Source organism: Pseudoalteromonas sp. SCSIO 43201, assembly GCF_023716725.1.
Lineage (GTDB): Bacteria > Pseudomonadota > Gammaproteobacteria > Enterobacterales > Alteromonadaceae > Pseudoalteromonas > Pseudoalteromonas peptidolytica.
Map to the genome: position 1 here is coordinate 2,928,711 of NZ_CP072683.1, position 23,518 is coordinate 2,952,228.

General features: G+C 42.6%; 23 protein-coding genes and 1 riboswitch. Of the genes, 9 read left to right on the forward strand and 14 right to left on the reverse strand.

Annotated elements, in window-relative coordinates; all coding sequences use genetic code 11:
* Nucleotides 1-26 precede the first annotated feature (26 nt).
* The gene (gene rdgC / locus J8Z24_RS12680; RefSeq protein WP_125250907.1) at nucleotides 27-941 is read left to right on the forward strand and encodes a recombination-associated protein RdgC; all 915 of its coding nucleotides are present in this window, start codon (nucleotides 27-29) and stop codon (nucleotides 939-941) included.
* A 352-nt stretch (nucleotides 942-1,293) separates the two neighbouring features.
* The gene (locus J8Z24_RS12685) at nucleotides 1,294-2,187 is read left to right on the forward strand and encodes an EamA family transporter (RefSeq protein ID WP_252094787.1); all 894 of its coding nucleotides are present in this window, start codon (nucleotides 1,294-1,296) and stop codon (nucleotides 2,185-2,187) included.
* Between the two features lie 50 nt (nucleotides 2,188-2,237).
* Here J8Z24_RS12685 and J8Z24_RS12690 read toward each other — a convergent pair whose 3' ends face one another.
* Nucleotides 2,238-3,077, reverse strand: a complete 840-nt coding sequence (locus J8Z24_RS12690; protein WP_125250909.1) for an HDOD domain-containing protein — start codon at nucleotides 3,075-3,077, stop codon at nucleotides 2,238-2,240.
* 668 nt (nucleotides 3,078-3,745) lie between these two features.
* Between J8Z24_RS12690 and J8Z24_RS12695 the strand changes: the two genes are divergently transcribed.
* Together J8Z24_RS12695 and J8Z24_RS12700 are read left to right on the forward strand one after the other, a co-directional pair.
* On the forward strand, nucleotides 3,746-5,446 hold the full coding sequence (locus J8Z24_RS12695; RefSeq protein ID WP_176031944.1) for a DUF8614 domain-containing protein: 1,701 nt from the start codon (nucleotides 3,746-3,748) through the stop codon (nucleotides 5,444-5,446).
* A 370-nt stretch (nucleotides 5,447-5,816) separates the two neighbouring features.
* Entirely contained in the window at nucleotides 5,817-6,212 is a 396-nt protein-coding gene (locus tag J8Z24_RS12700) for a hypothetical protein (protein ID WP_147390366.1), read from the forward strand.
* A gap of 128 nt (nucleotides 6,213-6,340) precedes the next feature.
* Here the strand turns inward: J8Z24_RS12700 and J8Z24_RS12705 are convergent, their stop codons facing one another.
* Entirely contained in the window at nucleotides 6,341-6,733 is a 393-nt protein-coding gene (locus J8Z24_RS12705; protein ID WP_252094788.1) for an HIT domain-containing protein, read from the reverse strand.
* A 112-nt stretch (nucleotides 6,734-6,845) separates the two neighbouring features.
* On the opposite strand from J8Z24_RS12705, the gene J8Z24_RS12710 reads away from it, so the two are divergent.
* From J8Z24_RS12710 to J8Z24_RS12720, 3 genes are all read left to right on the forward strand, one after another.
* Nucleotides 6,846-9,077: a S9 family peptidase gene (locus tag J8Z24_RS12710; RefSeq protein WP_252094789.1), complete on the forward strand. Its 2,232-nt coding sequence runs from the start codon at nucleotides 6,846-6,848 to the stop codon at nucleotides 9,075-9,077.
* 411 nt (nucleotides 9,078-9,488) lie between these two features.
* Complete coding sequence (locus J8Z24_RS12715) at nucleotides 9,489-11,129, forward strand: methyl-accepting chemotaxis protein (RefSeq protein WP_147390369.1); 1,641 nt, start codon at nucleotides 9,489-9,491, stop codon at nucleotides 11,127-11,129.
* A 310-nt stretch (nucleotides 11,130-11,439) separates the two neighbouring features.
* Nucleotides 11,440-12,225 carry a hypothetical protein gene (locus tag J8Z24_RS12720; protein WP_147390370.1) on the forward strand — a complete coding sequence of 262 codons (786 nt, stop codon included), beginning with the start codon at nucleotides 11,440-11,442 and terminating at the stop codon, nucleotides 12,223-12,225.
* Between the two features lie 96 nt (nucleotides 12,226-12,321).
* Here J8Z24_RS12720 and J8Z24_RS12725 read toward each other — a convergent pair whose 3' ends face one another.
* Both J8Z24_RS12725 and yaaA read right to left on the reverse strand, forming a co-directional pair.
* Entirely contained in the window at nucleotides 12,322-12,600 is a 279-nt protein-coding gene (locus J8Z24_RS12725; RefSeq protein WP_125250915.1) for a hypothetical protein, read from the reverse strand.
* Nucleotides 12,597-13,373 carry a peroxide stress protein YaaA gene (gene yaaA / locus J8Z24_RS12730; protein WP_125250916.1) on the reverse strand — a complete coding sequence of 259 codons (777 nt, stop codon included), beginning with the start codon at nucleotides 13,371-13,373 and terminating at the stop codon, nucleotides 12,597-12,599. Before yaaA ends, J8Z24_RS12725 begins: the two co-directional genes overlap by 4 nt.
* Before the next feature lie 262 nt (nucleotides 13,374-13,635).
* Between yaaA and tal the strand changes: the two genes are divergently transcribed.
* Nucleotides 13,636-14,586, forward strand: a complete 951-nt coding sequence (tal, locus tag J8Z24_RS12735) for a transaldolase (RefSeq protein ID WP_125250917.1) — start codon at nucleotides 13,636-13,638, stop codon at nucleotides 14,584-14,586.
* Between the two features lie 413 nt (nucleotides 14,587-14,999).
* Nucleotides 15,000-15,191: a DUF3545 family protein gene (locus J8Z24_RS12740; RefSeq protein WP_125250918.1), complete on the forward strand. Its 192-nt coding sequence runs from the start codon at nucleotides 15,000-15,002 to the stop codon at nucleotides 15,189-15,191.
* Between the two features lie 39 nt (nucleotides 15,192-15,230).
* On the opposite strand, the gene ung is transcribed toward J8Z24_RS12740, so the two are convergent.
* The 10 genes from ung to J8Z24_RS12790 form a co-directional block, all read right to left on the reverse strand.
* Nucleotides 15,231-15,899, reverse strand: coding sequence for a uracil-DNA glycosylase (gene ung / locus J8Z24_RS12745; protein WP_176031951.1), 669 nt, complete (start codon nucleotides 15,897-15,899; stop codon nucleotides 15,231-15,233).
* Nucleotides 15,883-16,743 carry a cobalamin-binding protein gene (locus J8Z24_RS12750; RefSeq protein WP_252094790.1) on the reverse strand — a complete coding sequence of 287 codons (861 nt, stop codon included), beginning with the start codon at nucleotides 16,741-16,743 and terminating at the stop codon, nucleotides 15,883-15,885. The genes ung and J8Z24_RS12750 overlap by 17 nt, the downstream gene beginning before the upstream one ends.
* On the reverse strand, nucleotides 16,743-17,339 hold the full coding sequence (gene cobO / locus J8Z24_RS12755; protein WP_252094792.1) for a cob(I)yrinic acid a,c-diamide adenosyltransferase: 597 nt from the start codon (nucleotides 17,337-17,339) through the stop codon (nucleotides 16,743-16,745). Before cobO ends, J8Z24_RS12750 begins: the two co-directional genes overlap by 1 nt.
* Before the next feature lies 1 nt (nucleotide 17,340).
* Nucleotides 17,341-18,813, reverse strand: a complete 1,473-nt coding sequence (locus J8Z24_RS12760; protein ID WP_252094793.1) for a cobyric acid synthase — start codon at nucleotides 18,811-18,813, stop codon at nucleotides 17,341-17,343.
* Nucleotides 18,810-19,037, reverse strand: coding sequence for a hypothetical protein (locus J8Z24_RS12765; RefSeq protein WP_128731896.1), 228 nt, complete (start codon nucleotides 19,035-19,037; stop codon nucleotides 18,810-18,812). Before J8Z24_RS12765 ends, J8Z24_RS12760 begins: the two co-directional genes overlap by 4 nt.
* Nucleotides 19,030-20,055, reverse strand: coding sequence for a FecCD family ABC transporter permease (locus J8Z24_RS12770; RefSeq protein WP_176031954.1), 1,026 nt, complete (start codon nucleotides 20,053-20,055; stop codon nucleotides 19,030-19,032). The genes J8Z24_RS12765 and J8Z24_RS12770 overlap by 8 nt, the downstream gene beginning before the upstream one ends.
* Nucleotides 20,052-20,849, reverse strand: coding sequence for an ABC transporter ATP-binding protein (locus tag J8Z24_RS12775; protein WP_176032024.1), 798 nt, complete (start codon nucleotides 20,847-20,849; stop codon nucleotides 20,052-20,054). The genes J8Z24_RS12770 and J8Z24_RS12775 overlap by 4 nt, the downstream gene beginning before the upstream one ends.
* Nucleotides 20,850-20,969: 120 nt before the next feature.
* Nucleotides 20,970-21,105: riboswitch (cobalamin riboswitch) on the reverse strand.
* 381 nt (nucleotides 21,106-21,486) lie between these two features.
* A complete protein-coding gene (gene nqrM / locus J8Z24_RS12780) occupies nucleotides 21,487-21,699 on the reverse strand; it encodes a (Na+)-NQR maturation NqrM (protein WP_010372193.1) in 213 nt (70 codons plus the stop codon).
* 177 nt (nucleotides 21,700-21,876) lie between these two features.
* Nucleotides 21,877-22,116 carry a DUF1496 domain-containing protein gene (locus J8Z24_RS12785; RefSeq protein ID WP_252095639.1) on the reverse strand — a complete coding sequence of 80 codons (240 nt, stop codon included), beginning with the start codon at nucleotides 22,114-22,116 and terminating at the stop codon, nucleotides 21,877-21,879.
* Between the two features lie 340 nt (nucleotides 22,117-22,456).
* Nucleotides 22,457-23,488 carry an FAD:protein FMN transferase gene (locus tag J8Z24_RS12790; RefSeq protein ID WP_176031956.1) on the reverse strand — a complete coding sequence of 344 codons (1,032 nt, stop codon included), beginning with the start codon at nucleotides 23,486-23,488 and terminating at the stop codon, nucleotides 22,457-22,459.
* Nucleotides 23,489-23,518: the final 30 nt, after the last annotated feature.

Here is a 23,518-nt window from a genome sequence, read left to right on the forward strand (position 1 = left end):
ATTTAATTCCAAATGAGCTTAATTCTATGTGGTTCAGTAACTTAATCTGCTATAAATTCAAACAAGATGTCAACTACACACAAGAGGACTTTGAAAAAGCGCTAGAGCAGGATATTTTCCGCCCATGTGGCAGCCAAGATATGACAACTTTTGGCTGGACAAAAGCTTTTGGTAAACATGGCCAGATGCTTTCGCATTTTTCACAAGACAGCATTTTAGTCTGTGCTAAGCGTGAAGAAAAAGTGCTACCAGCAGCCGTTGTCAATGAAATGGTTGCAGAAAAAATTGAGCAAATAGAACAGCAAGAAAATCGTCCAGTAAAGAAAAAAGAAAAAGACGACATCAAAGAAAATATTCTTGCTACGTTATTACCTCAAGCGTTCAAAAAATCTAGCTTACAGTTTGCTTTTATCGACCAAAAATCAGGTTGGGTGATTGTAAATAGCGCCAGCTTCAACAAAGCAGAAGAGCTACTTGCGCTGCTACGTAAGTCTCTAGGCACACTCCCTGTTGTACCAGCGTTTGCGAACTATGATTTAGACTTACAGCTAACACACTGGCTAACCGAATTTACCGCGCCCGAAGGCTTTGCAATAGGCACCGATGCTGAGTTGCAAGAGCCTGACGACAACGGCGCTCAAGTCAAGTTAAAACAACATGACCTTTCATCAGATGAAATCAAAACGCATTTAGAAAACGGTAAACGTGTAACTAAACTCGCATTAGATTGGCGTGAGCGTGTGAAATTCGTCTTACAAAACGACGGTACATTAAAACGTTTAAGCTATGCAGAGGCACTTAAAGACCAAAATGCGGATATTCCAAAAGAAGATCTAGCCGTTAAACTGGATGCTGACTTTATTTTGGTATCAGAAGAAATCAAAGAGTTGTTAGAAGACCTAACCAAAGGTCTTGGTGACGACGAAGGCCTAGAGTCTTAATTTTAGAGTCATCATCTAGAGCTTGTTGAGCTTTGGATACGAAAAATTGATAGCGGATATGGCTATCAATTTTTCTTTATCCAGTTCAATACTCTATCTTCACAAGGTTACTTTACGCCAATAGCGAACGGACGGCACGCTCTCAAATGCAAGCGTTTAGTTACTGGCTGGCCACCTTATTTGCACTAACCAACGCATTTGTAGCGCTTTATTTACTCTTCAATGGCATGATAGGAGCTCGGCTTTGGCAGTAACGCTTTGCTAACCTGAATTTCAGGCCTTGAAGACAATTTACATCAGTAGTCCGATACCCGAAGCAGTAATAAGTACAATTAAACGGAGTTTGACGCGCGTGAATGTAAAAAGCATTTCATTGGCTTTAATAGTAGTGATAATTTGGGGGCTTAACTTTTCGGTCATTAAATTTGGCCTAGCAGAGCTGCCTCCTATTTTATTCTCAGGCTTGCGTTTTTTGGTAGTCGCGATCCCTGCAGTATTCTTTATTCCTTTTCCTAAAACGTCGATATGGAACGTACTCAGTGTTGGGCTATTTTTAGGTGTGCTTAAGTTTAGCTTGCTGTTTATTGCGATGGAATCAAATGCGTCAGCTGGCATTGCTTCTTTGCTGCTTCAAGCCCAAGTTATTTTCACGATTTTGCTAAGTGTTTTGTTGTTAAAGGAAACCATGAATCGCTTTCAAGTGGTGGGGATCAGCATCGCAACGTTTGGGTTTAGTTTGTTTTTTATCAACTCGTCTGGGTCAACGACAATATTGGGCGCGGTGCTCATTCTGTTCGCGGCATTATTTTGGTCGTTTTCAAACCTCATCATGAAGCGCCTGCAAAACGTTAATTTACTCCATTTTATTGTTTGGGTAAGTCTAGTGCCGCCATTGCCACTTTTTACACTGTCTTATTTTATTGAAACAGACTCTCCATTGACCTTACTAATGAACACCACAACACAGTCTTGGTTATCCATTGCCTATGTGGGTTATATCTCAACACTGATTGCATTCGCAATATGGGGTTGGCTACTTAAAAATCACAAGGCTGCAGCAGTAACGCCTTTTGCCTTATTAATCCCTATTGTCGGCATTATAGGTTCAGCCTTATTACTTAATGAGCAGTTGATGCTAATGGAAGCTATTGGGGGTGGTTTTATTTTATGTGGCTTAACGATTTCTGTTACAGGTGCTCGGATAAGCAAAATATTTAGCAAGCCCCGAGCCGATGTTTTGCCCTAAACGCCAAAGACCTCGACAGAGGCCTTTGTATTCACGAGAAGCAAAAGGAGCTAAGCAAACATTGTTTTGACATCTTCGAGCACACTTAAATAAGTGTCATCGGCAAACATACTCACTTCCTTAATTATTCCTTTTTCTTCATATTGTTTTAATGCTGCAGACTTATCAGACACCTGTAAAATACCTTCTACGATTGCACCCACACGAATAAAGTCGACATAACAGACATGTTCTGGTCGGTAATTTGGATTTGCCCAGCTTTCTGCGACTTCAACGAACTCGTCGGTAAATTCCCACTCACGCATTATCGCTCCCCCAATTTTGCCACCTAATTTCTGGATGGCATGGGCCAAAAAGCTTGGATTGGCAAACACTTCGGGGTGACGCTCGGCCTCTGTCAAAATAGGCAAAACACCGATATTAAACACCAAAGAAGCTAACGTGATTGTATCTCTGTTGAGCGAAGTGTGCTTATTGACGCGAAGATAAAAATCCATCGTTGTTATCGCTTGGCAAGCGACTTTTAACGTCTTCTGCCAAGCTTTGTCCATGTATGTTTTTATGAGCTTATTATTAGAGACAAATAGCTGCTCCATGGCCATCGCAGTTGCAATATTCTTGATTTGTCTTAGACCAATTCGCGTTACCGCTTGGTTTAAGGTATTGACCTTAACCGAACGCCCCATAAAAGCGCTGTTAGCAACTTTAATCATACGCGCAGCGAGGGCTGGGTCATGAGAAATAACGTCTGACATCTGCATCAGGTTAATTTCAGGGTCGTCTGCCGCTTGCCTTACACGCACTGCGATTTCAGGTAATGTCGGCAATACCAAGGTATCGTTATTGATCCTATCAGTTAGAATCGTGAGCAAAGCATTTTCTGTAGACATGAAACCAAATCCCTTAATAACTGAATAAAAGACCCGACTGCAAACGTAAGTTTATAATAAAAGTAGGCACTGCGCTTGCTGGTGGTCACACTGCTGATTTTTAGTATCTATGACATAAGTATTGTCTAACTTTCGGATAAAGTTAAGAAAATCTAGGAAAATAATATTTTATTTATATACCCCCAATAATTAGCAAGTTAGAATTCAAGGTATACCGTACTTTGCGGCTAGCTTTAACATAAAAATATTGGAAAAAGCCCACATCTGGGCATAAATGGTAACCCTTCACATTAACTGCGACTTGAATACCACATATCAATTTAGGTTAACTAGGCACAGTAATACAAAATCGTGTAGGGTAATCTCAACATAATCAGGATCTGTTTATCTTTTAAGTTTGTTTTTGGAGTAGTTTGATTGGTATTTATACAAGGCAGAGTCTGCGTAGCATAGTTACTCTATGTCAGTCAGACGATAAAGACTTTGTAGAAATGCCAACCAAACGCTGCTCTAGGGGTTCACCTAAGTGCGACTTGCTCATTGTTGCTCAACTTTTGCCTAGCTCACTGGGCTGAAAGCCGAGCGTCGCGATCAAAACATACTCAGGAAAACAAAAGTCAAACAGCAAAGGTCAACAGACCCAAGAACACAGACAACAAGGGAGCATTATGAAACACTCTACGATTTCAGTTGCAATCGCGCTTGCAACAGGTCTCACCCTCACTGGCTGCTCTGAGCCATCAACCTCTTCTGAAAAACCTAGTGCACAAACTGAGCAAGCCCAAGCTGATAACAAACAATCAGGCTACAAGCTTGTGAATGCGTCTCAAGACCGACTAAATATTTATACCCCAGTAACGCTAGAAACAGACCTAGGTCACCTAAGTGATAACCAGAAAAAAATGCTGGCTTTACTTATCGACGCTTCCGTTATTATGGATAATTTATTTTGGCAGCAAGCATTTGGCGAAGACAAAACAACCTTCCTAGGCAAAATCTCAGATGAAAAAGTGCGTCAGTTCGCCGACATCAACTATGGGCCTTGGGATCGTTTGAACGGCGACCAAGTTTTTCTTTCTGGTTTTGAAGATAAAGCGCTTGGCGCGGAGTTTTACCCAAGCGACATCACTAAGGATGAGCTAAACAACGCTGAAGTAAAAGACAAAACAGGACTTTATTCTCTTATTCGACGCGATGAAAATGGAAAGCTATACAGTATCCCCTACTCTTCAGCCTACAAAGCCGAGCTAGACCAAGCCGCAGCGCTATTACGCCAAGCAAGTAAACTGGCACAAGACAAAGAGTTTGCGCATTACTTAAACCTACGTGCAGATGCCTTGGTGAACAACAGCTATCAAGCATCTGATTTTGCGTGGATGGACATGAAAAATAATCCAATTGATGTGGTAATCGGCCCGATCGAAACCTATGAAGATCAACTATTTGGCTACCGCACCGCTTTTGAATCTTACGTTCTGGTTAAAGACTTGGCGTGGAGTGAACGCCTCGCTAAGTTTGCCGCTTTCTTACCTGAGCTTCAAACAGGCTTACCTGTTGAGGATAAATACAAGCAAGAAGTGCCAGGCTCTGATGCCGACCTAAACGCATATGACGTCATTTATTATGCCGGTCATTCAAACGCAGGTAGTAAAACCATTGCGATTAACCTGCCAAATGACGAGGAAGTACAACTACAAAAAGGTACCCGTCGCCTGCAACTTAAAAACGCAATGCGTGCAAAATTCGACAAGATCTTAGTGCCAATCGCAGATCAACTTATTGTCCCTGAGCAACGTAAGCACATCACCTTTGATGCTTTCTTTGCTAATACCATGTTCCATGAGGTGGCCCATGGCCTAGGCATTAAAAATACTATTACGGGTAAAGGTACTGTTCGTCAGTCACTACAAGAACACGCCAGTGCGCTTGAAGAAGGTAAAGCCGATATCCTAGGCCTATACATGGTTGAGCAACTACTTAAAAAAGGCGAGATCACCGAAGGTACGCTTGAGGATTATTACATCACCTTTATGGCGGGGATCTTCCGCTCAGTACGCTTTGGTGCATCTAGTGCACACGGTAAGGCGAATATGATCCGATTTAACTTCTTTAAGCAAGAAGGCGCATTCTCTAAAAACACGGACGGCTTATATCAAGTGAATATGGAGAAGATGGGCGCAGCGATGGAGAAACTGTCTAACCTTATCCTAACGCTACAAGGTGACGGTGACTATCAAAAAGTCGATCAACTAATCGCAACGCACGGCGATATCAAAGCGGAACTACAAAAAGACCTAGATAAGCTCTCTGAAGCAAACATTCCTGTTGATGTTACCTTTAAGCAAGGTAAACAAGTACTTGGACTCTAGTACGAACTAGAACACCATGCCATAGTGACTGAAGCGACAAGCTGAAAGCCTATGGCATGACTTACCGTATCACACAACTGGTTGAATAAAAGTCGCGAAATCACCTAAGGTAAATCAAAAGCAAGGCCGATACATATTAAACATTGTGTTGAAACAAAAAGGAGTTTTTATAACAATGAATTTTCGTATCCACTCTGACTCAGTGATTTTCACACCTGTGAAAACACCATCTTAAGCAGACAACCCCAAGAGAGATGACTTACAACAACAGCCCGACGAATCAACAACTATCGCGGCGTATATTGGTGATACGCGTAACAGCTCACCACACAGTGCGCTACTAAATCCCGATGGCTTCGACTTTGATAACATGTCTATTAACGAATTTACCGGTATTGTCGATGCTATTCGAACTTTAGAATCGGATATGGCTCGCGCTAGCGGATATTCGGGTAGCTTGCGTGACACTTTTTGGGATGATGTGATGGGCGTTAAAGGAGCACTAGATAATACTGACTTTTCTGAGCTTGATTACCGCGCTGATGATAAGATAGAGATCAGCGATTTTTTTGCCGAAAGTGTAGAGAGAACAGCCAAGATGGAGCAAGAAAATTATCGCGCATTTCATGGTTCACATGGCATCGCCCAGCAAAAACAACAAACAGTAGCCAAAATCACTTCCGAACCCTTCCTTCGAGAGTACCAAGAAAAAGCGGTAGCATTTTTAAAAACTCGTGAAACCCAACTAATTGATAGGCAGGCTTAAGTGACCTGCGCAATATTGAGTACCTATTGAATTAATTCTTTCGGTATTCGTAACGTACACCACCGCAAGTGGTAACCTCGCCTCCATGATTCATTAACGCTACTGGGTAGCTATCACGGAGTAAATATCTACACAAAATTTGCTTTTATTTTTGCAATTTCTTTATCTTCATAAGGCTTTGCAGAAAACAGCCCCCAAACAGGTTTCGGCCAAGCAATATCAGTTTTAAATCGTGCGATGTGGTGCACATGTAATTGCGGCACCATATTACCAAGCGCTGCTACATTCAATTTATCTGGCGTAAAGGTGTCTTGTAACAAACGACTCAGCTTGGCCGACTCTTGCCAAAACTGGATTTGCTGTGGCTCAGGTAAATCAATAACTTCTTTTGCTCCCGCTACTCTTGGCACTAAGATAAACCAAGGATATTGTGAGTCATTCATCAATAATACAGTACAAAGCGGCCATTCTGCCATTAGAATACAGTCTCGCTGTAATTCTTTCGCTAATTCAAACATCATAATGCACTTCTTTAAATCCGATTTACTCGGCACTCTATCCGAATTTGTTGCTATTGCAAAGTAGCTTCATTACCATCCACAAAGACTTTAAAAATACAACAAGGTGGCTACCGTGCATTCTCGCATTAAACACTACACAATAGCCCTTCCGTTAGCATTTGCATCTGTTGCCGCTAACGCAGAGCAGCTAACTCTTGAGCGACTTTTTGACGACCCATCCCTATCAGGTAAAGCGCCTGTAAAACTGCAATTTTCTCCTGACGGTTCTCGTGTTACTTACCTTCAAGGAAAAAAAGAAGACTATAACCGTTACGACCTTTGGGAATACAATCTAAAAGACAATACCAACCGTTTATTGGTAGACTCAGCAGCGCTATTTTCTGGCCCAGAGAACCTCTCAGATGAAGAAAAAGCACGACGTGAGCGTCAACGTATTTTTGGCCGTGGTATTTTAGAATACAAATGGTCAAAAGATGGCAAAGCGCTACTTTTCCCACTCAATGGCGACTTGTACTACTATGAAATCGCTTCAGGTAAGAGCATAAAGCTAACAGAAACCGAGGCATTCGAAACCGATGCTCGCTTCTCACCAAAAGGTAACTTTGTTTCATTTATTCGTGAGCAAAACCTCTATACCATCAATCTCAAGTCAGGCAAAGAAACGCAATTAACTAAAGACGGCGGTGGCGTAATTAAAAACGGCATGGCTGAGTTTGTTGCCCAAGAAGAGATGAGCCGCATGACGGGCTACTGGTGGTCGGGTGATGAGCAACAAATTGCTTTTACTCGCATTGATGAAAGTCCAGTTCAAGAAGCCATTCGTAACGAAATCTATGCCGAAGAAGTCAAGCTATTCAATCAACGATACCCATACACCGGGACTGCCAACGTTGAGATTGAATTAGGTGTTGTAAAAATCAATGACCAAAAGGTGGATTGGATTGATCTAGGCGAAGATAAAGACATTTACATCGCCCGTGCAAACTGGTTGAAAGACAACAAAACATTGTCATATCAGTGGCAAAATCGCTCGCAGCAAAAACTAGAACTGCGCTTTTACGATACCAAAAGCAAAAAACAGCAAGTTGCCCTAACCGAAACCAGTGATACCTGGATTAACCTGCATTTTGACCTTGAGTTCTTAAAAGACAAAAAACACTTTGTATGGGCTTCTGAGCGCGATGGCTTTAAACACCTTTACCTATACAGAACCAATGGCCAACTTGTGCGCCAAATCACTAAAGGCGAGTGGATTGTTGAAAGCCTTCAAGGCGTTGACGAAAAAAAGGGTATTGTATACTTTTCAGGTCGCAAAGACACGCCGCTTGAGAGCCACCTATACAGCGTGCCACTTTTCAAAGAAGGCGATGCAAAACGTATTACCGAAAAAGGTAGCTTCCATAAAGTAGTACTTGCAAAAGATAACCGTACTTTTATTGATAAAGCGTCTTCAGTCAATCGTCCACCAGCTGTTGCACTGCGCAAAGTAAACGGCGAATTTGTCACTTGGCTTGAAGAAAATGCTTTAGACAACCAGCACCCGCTTACACCGTACTTGAGCAATCTAGCCACGCCAGAGTACGGCACACTGAAAGCTGAAGATGGTCAAACCATGTATTACCGTTTATTTAAGCCAGCAAAGCTTGAAAGTGGTAAGAAATACCCTGTGATTGTAAACGTTTACGGTGGCCCTCACGCGCAGCGTGTTACCAACAGCTGGCGTAGTAAAAACTTGTACTTCCAATATCTAGCACAGCAGGGTTATGTGATTTTCCAGCTTGATAACCGCGGCTCCTACAACCGAGGTAAAAAGTTTGAAGACCCTATCTACAAACACTTAGGTGAAGTAGAGGTGGCCGACCAAATTAAAGGCGTTGAATTCTTACGTACACTGGACTACGTAGATCCTGAGCGTATCGGTATTTACGGTCACAGCTATGGTGGTTATATGGCGCTGATGACAATGTTTAAAGCAGGCGACTACTTTAAAGCCGGTGTTTCTGGTGCGCCAGTAACCGATTGGGCACTGTATGACACCCATTACACTGAGCGTTACCTAGGTCACCCAGATACAAATGCCAAGGGCTATGAACAAAGTGCTGTCTTCCCTTATGCCGATGGCCTAAAAGGCCCGCTGATGATCTATCACGGTATGGCCGATGACAACGTACTATTTACCCATGCAACTAAGTTATTTAAGCAGTTGCAGGACGAAGTTAAGCCATTTGAAATGATGACTTACCCGGGCTCTAAACACAGTTTACGAGGCAAAAAAGTACAAACCCACTTACACCAAACCATTACTGACTTCTTCAACCGTCACTTTGACGTTGACCCTAAGTAAACACTTAATCACGCCCAGCCTCGCTGGCTGGGCGTGATGACACTCTCAAAGTAATTTGTCTCTACTCCTTTAGTCTAATTGTTTATTCTTATGGACTACGAAAAACTACAATTATTATGCAAGCGCGATTTACGCCAGTTAGCTTGCTTATTGCCTGTGCAACCAAAGCCTAGACAAGGAATGACTAGCCAACTTTTTAGGCTACTTTTACATTATTCTTTTATCTAGTTACAAGCCATTGGGATATCCAGGCTAAGCAATTTTACTGTTTTGAAGTAAGTCACTTTTAACATAGCGAGCATCAGGTTTGCACTCTTGGAGTACTTGAGCTGTAAGCCCCACGCACGTTTTGTTACTTACGTATTCGCGCCTAGATTCTTTCGACAATAAGAACGACATAAGGATCACATTATGTCCAAGCAGTTTTTAAGACATCTCACCATTTTTCAGCGGCTCGCATTATTAATCATTGTGGTTATTATCGGTGTTATTTTGCAAAGTGTTGTCAGTTTAACCCAGCAGTATGAAGCGTTGGAAAAACAACAATATAACAAAACCCAAAGTCTCGTAGAAAACGCGTACAGCTTAGTTGCTTACTTTCATCAACAGTACGCTTCAGGTGCGATAACCGAAACGCAGGCTAAACTAAATGCACTGGATGCCGTTGCAGCATTGCGCTATGAGGGAGACAACTATTTTTGGATTAATGATTACCAACCCAAAATGGTGATGCACCCGTTTAAACCCGAGCTTAATGGCAAAGACTTAAGCCAATCTAAAGACCCTAATGGTAAGCGTCTTTTTGTTGAAATGGTGAATGTTGCAAAAGCCAGTGGTTCAGGATTTGTGCCTTATTTATGGCCAAAACCAGGCAAACAAGCTCCGGTAGAAAAGATCTCGTATGTTAAAGCATTTACACCATGGGGGTGGATCGTAGGCTCCGGCGTATACCTTGATACCATAGATGCAGAGTTTGCAAATATTCGCAATCTCCTGTTAATTGAGTTAGCGCTCCTCATCATTTTATTATTCCCTTTCAGCGCCATAATTAGCAAAAGTATTATTGACCCTATCAATCAAGCAAAGGACATGATGAAAGATATCGCTCAAGGAGAGGGAGACCTTACCCGAACATTAAATGAAAGTGGTAAGGATGAAATAACCGCTTTGGCAAAATATTTTAACCTTTATACCGAAAAAATGCGCCACTCCATTGCCACAGTAGCGCACAATGCAAAAGAAGTAGAAACACTTGCCAACCAGGTAAAGTCAGCAGGTGAAGAAAATCTAGCATTCATCGAGTCACAAAATGACAACAGCCGCCAGGTAGCTACCGCTGCTGAACAAATGACCATGCAAGTGCGAGAAATTAGCAATAATGCAGATACAGCTGAGCACTCAGCAACCGATGCCCGCAATTATAGTCAAAAAGGTAAGCATACAATTTCTCAAACCATTGCCGCCATTAAAAAACTATCAGAGCAGATCCAATCCGTTAGTATGACAACCTCTAGCTTAGATCAAGAAAGTCAGCATATTGGCTCTGTACTGGATGTGATCCGAGGCATTGCCGAGCAAACCAATTTACTTGCATTAAATGCTGCAATAGAAGCCGCACGAGCTGGCGAACAAGGGCGCGGATTTGCTGTTGTCGCTGATGAAGTACGCACGCTGGCCAGTCGTACAGGACAGAGCACGGATGAGATCCACAACATGATTGAACGTCTGCAAAAAGAAGCACAGCAAGCCGTCGCAGCGGTAAAAATTAGTCAGCAGATCTCAGAGCAAACCGTAGAGCAAGTGCAATTAGCCGATACCGCCTTAACGGAAATTGAAAAACTTATTGATGATATTTCTGATATGAATACGCATATTGCCAAAGCCACTGATGAACAAAGCCTTGCAGCACAAGAGGTCAATGAGCGAATTGCACAACTTTCAGACTCAACTCATCACTCTCTCGATACCACTCACTCGTTGAATAAAACCAGTGAGCAATTAACCCGTGCTAGTCATGAGCTCAGTGACATCGTTGAGCGCTTTAAAGTATAAGACCAAGCAGGCAGAGCATCATCAGCACGCTCTGCCTCATACCATCTATAGATGATTAATACTATTTATCTTGTCGATAAAAATAATCCGTGCGTCGGATAATTAACGCCTTTCTAACTACCAGGTTTAGTACTAACTGCTCGGAATTCTCTTCCAATAGCCAGCTATTGGAAGAGAATTCGCCTTATTATCACCAAAATACTCCAGAGAACAAAAGCTAGACCACAAAGGTTAACAGACCTTAGTTTGTAGTAAATGGTTTCATTATGGTTATACTTGTATTATCTGTAATAACCATAAAGGCGTTCTTTTGGATCAACAGGATATTGAGATACTCACCGATACATTAGCAAATTTAAGACTTCAAGCAGACATTAATCTGGCACCTAAATTTCCCCATTTTGCTGGTAAACCTTATCCACTAGGGCGTTGCCTAGAGATCCGCGATGAAATGTTTACACTCATTACAGCTGAGTTTAAGTCAAACACTCAACGTTTAGCCATACTCAAAAATTATATGCGCACAAAACGTACTGAACTAAAAAAAGTGTGGGGGTCATTACGCGATGAATATTTCCAAAATGCCATACTAGTTGGTGATTGGTATATTGACACTGCAAATGATACTGTAAATGCCAATAAGCCAAGGGTAGAAATTAAGCCAATTTCTCAGTCAGGTTTTACTGCCATCTCGCACTTTGAACAGTTTGTAAAAATTGCCAGGTCTTACTGGCAAGTTGATATATATAGAAACACTGCTTTTCCTGCTATTGCCCCATATTTACCGCTGATCTGTGTAAATGAACAAGGTGCTACATGGTTAGCAGCTGCCAATGATGACATGATAAAGGTCGCAACCGAGAGCCAGTTTTTGTTATCTGAAGATATTCTTAAGCAGCTACCAGAGCCCACTGAATCCATAGTCTCTCGCTGGCAAAACACCCTACTCACGCTGCATGAACCCGACGAGTTGCTATTAAAAACGGGAAGTCCGCAAGCATACTGCAAAAAGTACAGAGATACCGAGAAAGCAGCGGATATTGTTTTTAGAGATAAGGTTGTTCGCGCTTACATGAGCTTACCAAAAGGGGCATAATTAGCCTTGCTCTATTCTAGTCAAACTGACGTTAACTAGGTTAAGCGCTTTGAGGGTCACCCTGAATGTCAGGGGGACTCTCATACCATAGGACTTTTAGAATGACACTGGATAAGTAGGGTTTTCGCTCGAAATCTCCCATGTATCCTCATTAGGCCTATCAACATTGCACTGGTTTTGTTGTACAAAACAACGATCCTGGCAGGCTTGAACTTGCATAGGATCAGAGTAGTCTTGATGACAACGTTGGGCGCACGAACGTGAGTCACTGTCGCAATCAACAGGGACATTACTCACTTTGGTTGTAAAATTGCCACTGCATCCACTAATAAAAACCGCAGTAAACACGGTTGCTAACATCATTTTTATTGTCATTGTTCAGCCCTCAAAAATACCGGCTCTTGTACTTTTTGCGTCGCTTCTTCGCTAAAATAGTACCCTGCATGATTAAACGCTTTTAAGCTGTCCAAGTCCGACACCTTATTTTCAATCATGTACCTAGCCATCATGCCTCGTGCTTTCTTCGCATAAAAACTAATGACTTTGTATTGACCATTTTTACAGTCTTTAAAGACAGGAGTAATAATCTCTCCATTAAAGGCTTTTTTATCAACTGCTTTAAAGTACTCATTAGAAGCTAAGTTCACCAAGTAACGTGTTTGTGCTGATGCCAATACCTCATTTAACTGCTCAGCAATAACACTACCCCAAAATTCATAGAGATTTTTGCCACGAGAATTACTTAACTTTGTCCCCATTTCTAAACGATAAGCTTGCATCAAGTCAAGTGGTTTTAAAATGCCGTATAACCCCGACAAAATACGTAAATGACTTTGCGCGTAATCTAAATCGGCTTCATTTAAGCTTTGTGCTTCTAAACCAACGTACACATCACCATTAAAGGCAAAGATAGCTTGCTTAGCATTACTCTCATTAAAAGGAGGTGACCACTCGGCAAACCTCGCTGCATTTAGTCCCGCTAGCTTATCACTGATTTTCATCAAGCTTGAGATCTGCTGCGGTGTCAGGTCACGACAAACATCGATTAATAATTCACTATGCGCTAGCAACTCTGGCTGCGTATATGTGTTAATTGGCGCTGGAGTTTCGTAGTCTAGGTTTTTCGCTGGAGAGATAACGGTGATCATAGTTTGCCTATTGACTTAGCTATTAATTAATGTCAATTTCAACACTATCCCTACGTAACTTCAAGTGTTTGTCCACTTTGTACGAGGGCTTAAGCTATTCGTGGCTTCGCTTTACAACTCGACCTTATATAACAATAACCTTAAATCACAAGAGTGATATGTCACCTAATACGGACATATGACCTATCCAGCTATTTAATGGTGTTGCAACATAAGGCGTCTAATATCACTTCGCTGTTATCAAAATTGGAATGAGGAACACATGACTTCAGCATTAGATAGGCTAAAACAACATTCATCAATCGTCGCTGACACCGGTGACATTGAAGCTATCCGCAAGCTACAGCCTGAGGATGCAACAACAAACCCTTCTCTTTTACTTAAAGCGGCTGAGACGCCTGCTTATCAGCCTTATCTAACAGAAGCTTGGGATTATGCCAAAGCCAATGAAAGTGATGCTGACAAGCAGCTAGAGCTTGCTTGTGACTATTTTGCTGTAGTGATTGGTAAAGAAATCGCCAACTCTGTGCCAGGCTATATCTCGACCGAAGTAGACGCACGTTTATCTTTTGATACCGAAGCGACTATCGCAAAAGCCAAAACACTACTAAGCCTGTATGAAGCACAAGGCGTGAGCAAAGACAAAATCTTGATCAAAATAGCGTCAACTTGGGAAGGCATCAAAGCTGCTGAAGCCCTTGAGAAAGAAGGGATTAAGTGCAACTTAACACTATTATTTAGTGAAGCACAAGCGCGTGCCTGTGCCGATGCTAATGTGTTCTTAATCTCACCATTTGTCGGTCGTATTTTGGATTGGCACGTCGCCAATGGCCTAGAAAAGCCAACAGACCCACTACAAGATCCTGGCGTACAATCTGTTCGTAGTATTTTTGAGTTTTATAAGCAACATGGTTATAAAACCGTAGTTATGGGCGCAAGCTTCAGAAATACTGGAGAAATCTTAGCCCTAACGGGTTGTGATAAGTTAACGATTAGCCCAGCTTTACTAGAAGAGCTTGCTGCAATGCCGGCAAACGACGAGTACTTGCTTGCAGCTGACTTTGAGCCACAGGAAAAACCAGCCGCACTGACAGAAAATGAATTCCGCTGGTTGCATAATCAAGATGCAATGGCGACTGAAAAGCTCGCTGAAGGCATTCGCTCATTTGCAGATGCGCAAGAAACGCTTGTAGCTCGCTTTAAGGCTCTATAACGCATTTAGCAAACTAAATTCAGCATCAAAACGTCGCATTATGCGGCGTTTTTTTATAACTTTAAATCCTGCTCCACACTCTGCGTTAAGAGCCTCCTCTACGCCTTTTTGACTTTCATCAAACTGTCACTTGCTTTTAACCCAAAAGACACAATTGTGTTTTATTTTTGTTCCGACTGTGGTATATCAATATCACTTGAAGTGAAAATTGATACCGCTACATTCCGGTTTTGGTATAAAAAGCGAGCAACATGGGGTTGCTTGTAGCGTACTTTAACTATCAGACTTTTAACGGTTCCTCCCCTGAGGCTTACCATATAGTGTGAAAAATCAACGGTGTCATTGCAGTTGTCGTGCTCATCGAAGCCAAAACAAGTGCCACTTTAGGTTGTTTTTATCAATAGGAGATTTTCATGGATACCCTAGACGAGTTATTAGAACTATTAGAAAGTCCAGAGGCTAAGAAAAAAACTTCATCTAAGGGCAAAAAACGAAAATGGCGCGAGATTGAAGCGCTTAAAGATAAACAGCGACTACGCAAAGAACTACAGGAACTAGATATTTTCGCAGACAGTGTTGATTTAGACGAATTTGATTTAAGCTAAAAAGAGCGCCCTTCACGGCGCTCTTTTTGGTTTTTATTATTATAGTTCAGCCAGTCGCCAATCGATTGGCTGCTTCCCCATTTGTGTCAGCAGTTGATTTGTTTTACTGAAGTGGCCACAGCCAAAAAAACCACGATGTGCAGAGAGCGGTGAGGGATGAGGTGCGTGTAAAACATGGTGACGATTTTTGTCTATGTTTTTACCTTTTTTTTGTGCATGTGAGCCCCAAAGTAAAAAAATGATCCCTTCACTGTTGGCATTGAGTTTCTCGATCACTACATCGGTAAAGCGCTCCCACCCGAGGCTTTTGTGCGAGTGAGCTTGTCCTTGCTCTACTGTCAAAACCGTATTTAACAGCAGTACCCCCTGTTTCGCCCAGTCAATTAGATAACCATGATTGGGGACGGTAAAACCCTCAATATCTTGCAGCAACTCTTTATACATATTATTTAATGACGGTGGTGGCTTGATACCCGGCAGTACAGAAAAACATAAACCGTGAGCTTGGTTGGGGCCATGGTAAGGATCTTGCCCAAGAATTACCACTTTAACTTGGTCAAATGGAGTGACTTTAAACGCCTCAAATACTTGCTCTTGTGGCGGAAATACGTTGACACCTTGTGCCCGACGCTCTGCCACGTACTCCATGGTTTGTTTAAAGTACTCTTGTTGTTTTTCTTGACCTAGTACGTCACTCCACGTTGTCATGTTCTACCTTCATCGTTTTATAATGCGCTCGAGAGACGTTAAGTTTACCACATAAATCCGATATTCCCTCGAGCATACGATAGCTATAACGATGGAGCAGATCAGCATCAACAGATATGTATTGCTTGTGCTTTACCGCAGGGACAGAAGGCCATTGCTGCCATTTAATCGACTCTCTGTCTTGCTCACTCTTTTCTTTGGGGATCACAATCACTTGTGGTGATTTCAACAAAACGTTCTCAATGCTAATTTGCGGATAGTCTGTGGTGGCGTCGGCAAAAACATTTTTCACATTACACACGTTAAAGACTTGCTGTAACCAACTTTTTCCCCCCACGGTCATCAGCGGTGATGGCCACAATTGATAAAATACAGCTAAGCTAGCACTTTGTTCATACTGAGCTTTTAGCTCATCTAAACGCTTAGTAAACAAATCAGCCTGTTGTTGTGCTTGAGATCCAAGCCCAGTAATTTTACCAAAGCGTAGCAACTCATCGGGTAATTTATCTAAATATTTTGCTTCGCTATAGATCACATCAACGCCAAAACTCTCGAGCTTTTCAAGCATGGGAGCGTGACTTGCGTTTTTCCATGCAATGATAAGATCAGGCTTAAGTGCCAAAATTTTTTCAACCGAAATGCCCTGATAATCGCCTATCTGAGGCAGTTGCTTGGCTGCTTCTGGATAATCCGCATAGGCGACCGTGCCTACAATCCGCTCCCCAGCGCCTATTGCATAAAGATTTTCGACAATATGAGGGGCAAGGGCGATGATCCGCTCTGCAGGCTTAGCGCTAACACTAAAGGCAAAAGCTAAAACAATAGAAAAAGTGAGCTTTAGCATCAGTAGTCAAACCCCTTTTGCGCTTTAATACCTGCGTCAAAGGCATGCTTCACGTTGCGCACTTCACTCACAGTATCTGCAAGCTCGGTCAGACGTCGATGTGCTCCGCGTCCAGTTACAATCACTGACTGCATAGTTGGGCGATTTTCTAGCACCGTTATGACTTCATCCAAATCTAGATAGTCATAGCTCAACATATAGGTAATTTCATCGAGCAATACCAAGTCGATGCTTTCATCTTGTAGCCATACTTTTGCTTGCTGCCATGTCGCCTGCGCGGCAGCAGTATCGGTTTCACGGTTTTGCGTTTCCCATGTGAAACCCGTTTTCATGACCGCAAATGACACATCGACTTTTTCGAGCAAGTTGCGCTCTCCACACTCCCAAGTTCCTTTGATAAACTGCACAACCGCAGCATTCATACCATGACCGACACAACGCGCAACGGTGCCAAAACCAGATGTTGACTTACCTTTACCGTTACCTGTGATCACTTGCAAAATGCCCTGCTCTTGCTGGGCAGCAGCGATTTTTTCATCGACTTGTTGTTTTACTTTTTGCTGTCGTTGCTGATGCTTATCTTGTTGTCCGCTCATGTTATTCCTCAATTATTTTCATCAATTTTTGCCAATCTAAATGTGCTTCACAGCTGTCGGCAAGACGCGTAATTTGCAGTTCTCTGTGCTTCGCTAAATCAATCGCGGCAGTACCTGCTTGCTTACTACCTACCCAAGACAAGATAGCCTGTGTCGCGGCAACCGTATCAAATAAACCATGTAAATAGGTGCCTGCAATTTGATTATCTCGAGAGATAAAACCATCTTTCACACTGTTATTTGGATGTGTGTTAAATAGTAGGAGTGGCATCTCTAGCGCCGCTCCAGAAGAAATCCCGGCATGGATCTCGTAACCACACATTTCAGCACTTTGCTCATCTAATTGGCAAATGCCAGACACTTGCGTCAGTACTTTTTGCTCTGAGAGTGTAGTCTCAAAGTCAGCCAGACCAAGCCCAGCGACTTCACCAAGTGTAGATTCCACCGCATTTGGATCTCTAATGAACTTACCTAACATTTGCAAACCGCCGCACACACCTAGTACCTTACCACCGTACCTCAGGTGCCGTTTGATTTCTTCCGCCCAACCTTGTTTGCGTAAGAAAGCTAAATCACTCAACACATTTTTACTACCAGGCAGTATGATTAAATCACAAGGGCCGATAGATTCTTGATAGCGCACATAACGCAAATCCACTTCAGGGTTTAAGCGCAAGGTGTCAAAGTCGGTGTGATTGCTAATATGAGGAAATAGTAAAACCCTAACGCTTAACGATCCCCGTTCACAGATATTGTCTACCGTCACCGCATCTTCTGCATCGAGCGCTAAGCCATGCAAATAGGGCAATACCCCAAGTACAGGCTTACCCGTTTTTTGCTCAAGCCAGTCAAGTCCTGATTGCAATAACGCAATATCACCACGGAAGCGATTGATCACAAACCCTTTAACCAAGCTTTGTTCATAGTCACTTAATAGCGCAAGTGTGCCAACCAAATGTGCGAATACCCCGCCTTTGTCGATATCAGCGATAATGATCACGGGGCACGCCACCTCACAGGCAAACCCCATATTGGCAATGTCATTTTCACGCAGATTGATCTCAGCAGGGCTCCCCGCCCCTTCCACTATGCACAGCTCAAATTGGTCGCTGAGGCGCTGATGTGAGGAAAGTACAGCCTCCATCGCTACCTTTTTGTAATCATGATAAGCAGCTGCTTCCATATTACTAATGGCTTTCCCGTGAATAATAACTTGTGCACCAGTGTCTGAATTTGGCTTAAGTAAAATAGGATTAAAGTCTGTGGATAGTGGGACTTTTGCAGCCTCAGCTTGCAGTGCTTGTGCCCGACCAATTTCACCGCCGCAAGGTGTGACAGCACTATTTAGTGCCATATTTTGCGGCTTAAAAGGCGCAACCGATAACCCCTTACGCTGTAGCACACGGCAAAGTCCTGCAACCAGTGTACTTTTACCCGCATCCGACGTAGTGCCCTGCACCATTAAGGTCTTCATGCTCCTTCACCTCTTAAGCATTGTGATACGCCTGCAATAATAAACAGAGCTGGGAGCGTTATCGCTAAGTGCGTCAACTGTAACTGGGTTTGCCTTGGTGACAGGATCTGCACTAGCTGCACAGTCAAGGATTTAAATTTACCAAAGGCGCCTAACGGTTTGGCTTTTAAGTCAATAAGCTGTTGAATATGCACATTTATAAGAGTGGCTAACGGTTTAACCACGACTTCCTCCTATTCCAGCAGAGCGGCGATTTTTGACAATAAGCAATACTAAAAAGAACACGCTGCCAATGGCTGCGGTGATCACTCCAACGGGAAGTTCCTGATTGTCAATAAGTGTGCGTGACAACACGTCCACCCAGAGCATTAAAAGTGCGCCACAAAGCGCGGTGGCAACCACTCCACTGACCTTTGCCTGCGAGATAAAAAAGCGCACGATGTGTGGGATCATTAAACCAACAAATCCGACTCCGCCACACGCAGCGACAAGTACTGCGGTGAGCAAAGAACTTAACAACAACATACCTATTCGTACTCGTCCTACGTTCACACCAAGCGTAGTGGCACTCTCATCTCCGAGTAACAGCGCATTGAGCGGGCGGCGCATGATTAAAAGCATAATAAAACTCAGTATTACCACCAAGCACACAAACCAGAGCCATTGACAGCTAGCCCTTGCAAACGAGCCAAGATTCCAAAATAAGATTGCACTAATCGCTTGTGGGTCACTCCAATAAAGCAGCAAACTGGTAAATGCACTGAATAGAAAAGAAAGTGCAACGCCGGCTAACAACATGGTTTCCACTTGCTGCAGTGCATTACGCTTTGCCACGAATAACAGCAACAAAATTGATAGCACGCTTCCAATAAATGCAGCCCCAGACATTGCGAAGCCAGACTGCGCACCGAACAACGTGATAAGTACCACTACACCAAACGATGCACCTGAAGAAATCCCAAATAAATAAGGATCGGCAAGTGGATTGCGCGTTACGGTTTGCAATATAAGCCCAGCGATTGCCAATCCCGCTCCCGCACTCATTGCCAAAAGCGTTCTTGGTAAGCGAAGTTCAACCACGACACGCTGTTGAATTACATTGGGATCAAAATTAATAATCGCTTGAATAACAAGATGCCAAGATAAATCAATTGCACCTATCTTTAGTGCCATCAACATACTGAAGCAACACAAACTCAACAGTAACAGTGAGCTCAACCAGACTCGCTTTGCTGCTATCATAGCTGATACCCATAATGAAAGCGTATATGCGGGATCTCACTATTATTTGGCGGGTGGCGGACAGTATAAACCTCCGCACACACTCCAAAAACTTGGCTTAACAGCGCTTCATTAATGACTTCAAGTGGCGCACCATCTGCAACAAGCTCGCCATTGCTCAATATTAATAACCGATCACACAAGGCGCTGGCTAAATTTAAATCATGAAAAGACGCGATGATAGTTACACCAAGCTGTTTAGCTAGCTCCATAATTTGAATTTGATATTTAATATCCAAATGGCTAGTAGGTTCATCCATTATCAATACTTGCGGCGCCTGAACCATAGCACGAGCGATCATCGCCCTTTGCTTCTCCCCACCTGATAACGAACTGTAACATTGCTCACACTTGTGACTTAATCCAACCTGCTCTATGGCCCGGAATATAGTTTGCTTTTCAGCAGCAGTAATGGTTGCTAGCAATGATTTGTTAGGGGTTAATCCCATCAACACCATATCAAATAGTGGTAGATTAAACTCAACGGGAATATCTTGTAGCACCACCGCGACATTTCTTGCGTAGGCCTTGCGCCCATAGCCGTTAAGAGGATTGCCATTGAAGAGTAACTGCCCTGAGCTTGGCGATATGTATTGATATAATGTGCGCAGCAAGGTCGACTTTCCAGCTCCATTCGGCCCGAGCAAACCAATAAATTCGCCTGGATTAATCGTGAAGCTAAGCGCTTTCAAGATAGCTTTGCCACCAAGCTGTACGCTAAGTTTATCAACTTGAAACTGCGGTGTGACTGCCATAGCACCTCTGATTGGGCATGGCAAAGCAGTCGCTTGTAGCATAGGCGACTGCTTTGACTTAAGTCTGCCCGCTTAAGTAAACAACCTGAACTTTGGATAATCTTGCTCTTATCCAACCCTCAGATTAAATAAATAGACCTTGGTATCTGACTTATGCAAGAGATACACTCCAGCACTTACAGTTGCGGGGACAGTTGAGGACTCACACCTCATTCCCAATATCTGCCTATTACGAAATGTGCATTATTATGAAGTCTAGACGTCTAAAATACAACTTTTGCCCGAGCGCTTTAATTGATGTTGTAAAATACATCGACTTTAATGACACCTACATAAGGAACACCTATCCTCGACTGATACTTATTACCTTAATTAAGTGGTCTATGTTGAGGCGAGAAAATATTATCGATAACACCGCTCCCGCGTGGTGCTCACGCCGACGTATCAGCACCCTTTAGGCAAGGCGAATTTACGCTCCTATAGCTGGCTATTGGAAATGAATGCAACGCAGTTAGCGTCAGATTTACTCCTTCAAATTGAGCAAGTATTAAGGCTAATTGGTATTAAAATGAATCTGTTGCCCAAAATGCAAAAACGCAAGCTAGGCCTGCGTTTTTAGTGAATATCATTCTGTGGCTCAAAGGATCTGGTTTTCTTTCCACATTTCTTCTTTTGCCAACCGCTTTTTGCGTTTATCACATGGATCGTCGCAATCACAAATTTTGTCAATGCCCATTGAACCTAAACCACCACAGCTACTAGCCATTGATTTTTTTTGTACGATAACGCCTACTGCCATCGCAACAGCGATAAGCATGAGTAAACCGAAAGTAAGGAGGAATAAAGACATTATCTAGCCCCTTTTTATTGCTACATGATATGAGTGACGACGCACAAATTATACGCTTTCACGACGCCACTAACAATTAAATTATGGATATTAGGGCAAGTTTATAGCTATCGCTTTTACATCAAAGCAGGTATTCAGGCACTAAAAAGCCGCTTGCGCGGCTTTTACTTTTATCAATTATTGATCTATCCAAATCAAATTGCCTTCAGGGCCAACTGCACACACTTTCATGGTCGAGTCTTGTTCCATAACCGCACCTTTCGAATATTCTAAGTCAGCATAATAGCAATATTGTTTACTATCATAAGTTTTTACCACATCTTTTTTGCTGCTGTCTGGATCAACATGTGTACCTTCATTTGCCAACGCGAAACTTGGCATGGCAATCAGTGTAGCCCCCAGTAATACTATTTTCATCACTGCAATGTACCTCCTTGATACAGTGTAAAGTTTTAAAGGGTGTTCGATAATTATACTACACCCTTTTTATCGATTTAACACCTGAAGTTAACCCTTTCATATAAAGCAGTAAATCATCCCAGAATAATTATTATACCAATTTCATTAAGTGGTCTATTTTGAGGCGAGAAAATCTTGTCGATAACACCGCTTCCGCGTCCTGCTATCGCCAAGGTACCTACATCCGTGTAGGCAAGGCAAAAATTTTGCTATTTAGTTGTTCTAAATAAAAAATTTTAAAAGCTGTTAGCGTCAGATTTACTCCTTCAAATTGAGCAAGTATTAAGTCAAATTGGTATTAGTTCAGGTAAGGTTTGAACTCGTCACTTGCATACGTCTTTATCCCCTCTGCACTCTTATACATAAGATAAACAGGCAACTGATGTTGCTGAGCATAAGCTTTCGCACGCTCAGTTCCCATCACCGTTAACGCTGTCGCGAGACCATCAGCAACCATTGCAGAAGGATGTAGCACTGTCACCGATACCAGCTCATGCTTTACAGGGCGACCAGTCATAGGATCAATTAAGTGAGTGAAAGTTTCGCCATCCATTTCATAAAAAATACGATAATCTCCCGAGGTCGCAATACCATTTTTGCCAGGTTCGATTACACGATGAATTTGACGTTGACCAACAGGCGCATCTGGCTTTTCTATCGCAATACGCCAATTACCGTCCGGCTTCTTACCTGATACACGCAGCTCTCCACCAATTTCCACCATATAATCGTGAATATCGTGACTTTCAATGACTGTCGCGACTTTATCAATGCCATAACCCTTAGCCGTGGCAGAAAAAGATAGTTCTAGTCCAGGGATAGTCTTTGCTAACCCAGCATCGGTAAGGGCAAGCTTATCTATACCAATGCGTGAGCGCATATCATCAAGTGCCAGCTGTGATGGACGTTTAGTTGGCCTTTTATCGGGCCCAAATCCCCATAAGTCAATTAAGGGCCCCATAGTTACATCTAATGTTTCCGTGGATTGTCCTAACCGAATTGATTCTTCGATCACAGTGCGGAAGTCTTCGCTAATTGGCATCACAGTATTAGCTGGTAACGCATTAAATTGATTTATCTCAGAGTCAGGAATATAAGTCGACATAGACTGATTTACCGCTTTTAGCGCTTGCTCTACTTCATCGTGCAGCTGTGCTTGAGAAAGGCTGTTTTGGCCCGGAAATACCTTGATATTATAGGTAGTTCCCATTGTTTTACCCGATAACACGATTTCAGTTGGCGGTTGCTGTTTTTCTTGGCAGGCGCTTAGAAAAAAGAAAAAAAACGAAACTATAAAAATTTTAGAGATTAAATTACCACTTATCTTCATCACAATTCCCTGAGTTTAATAAAAAAGCCC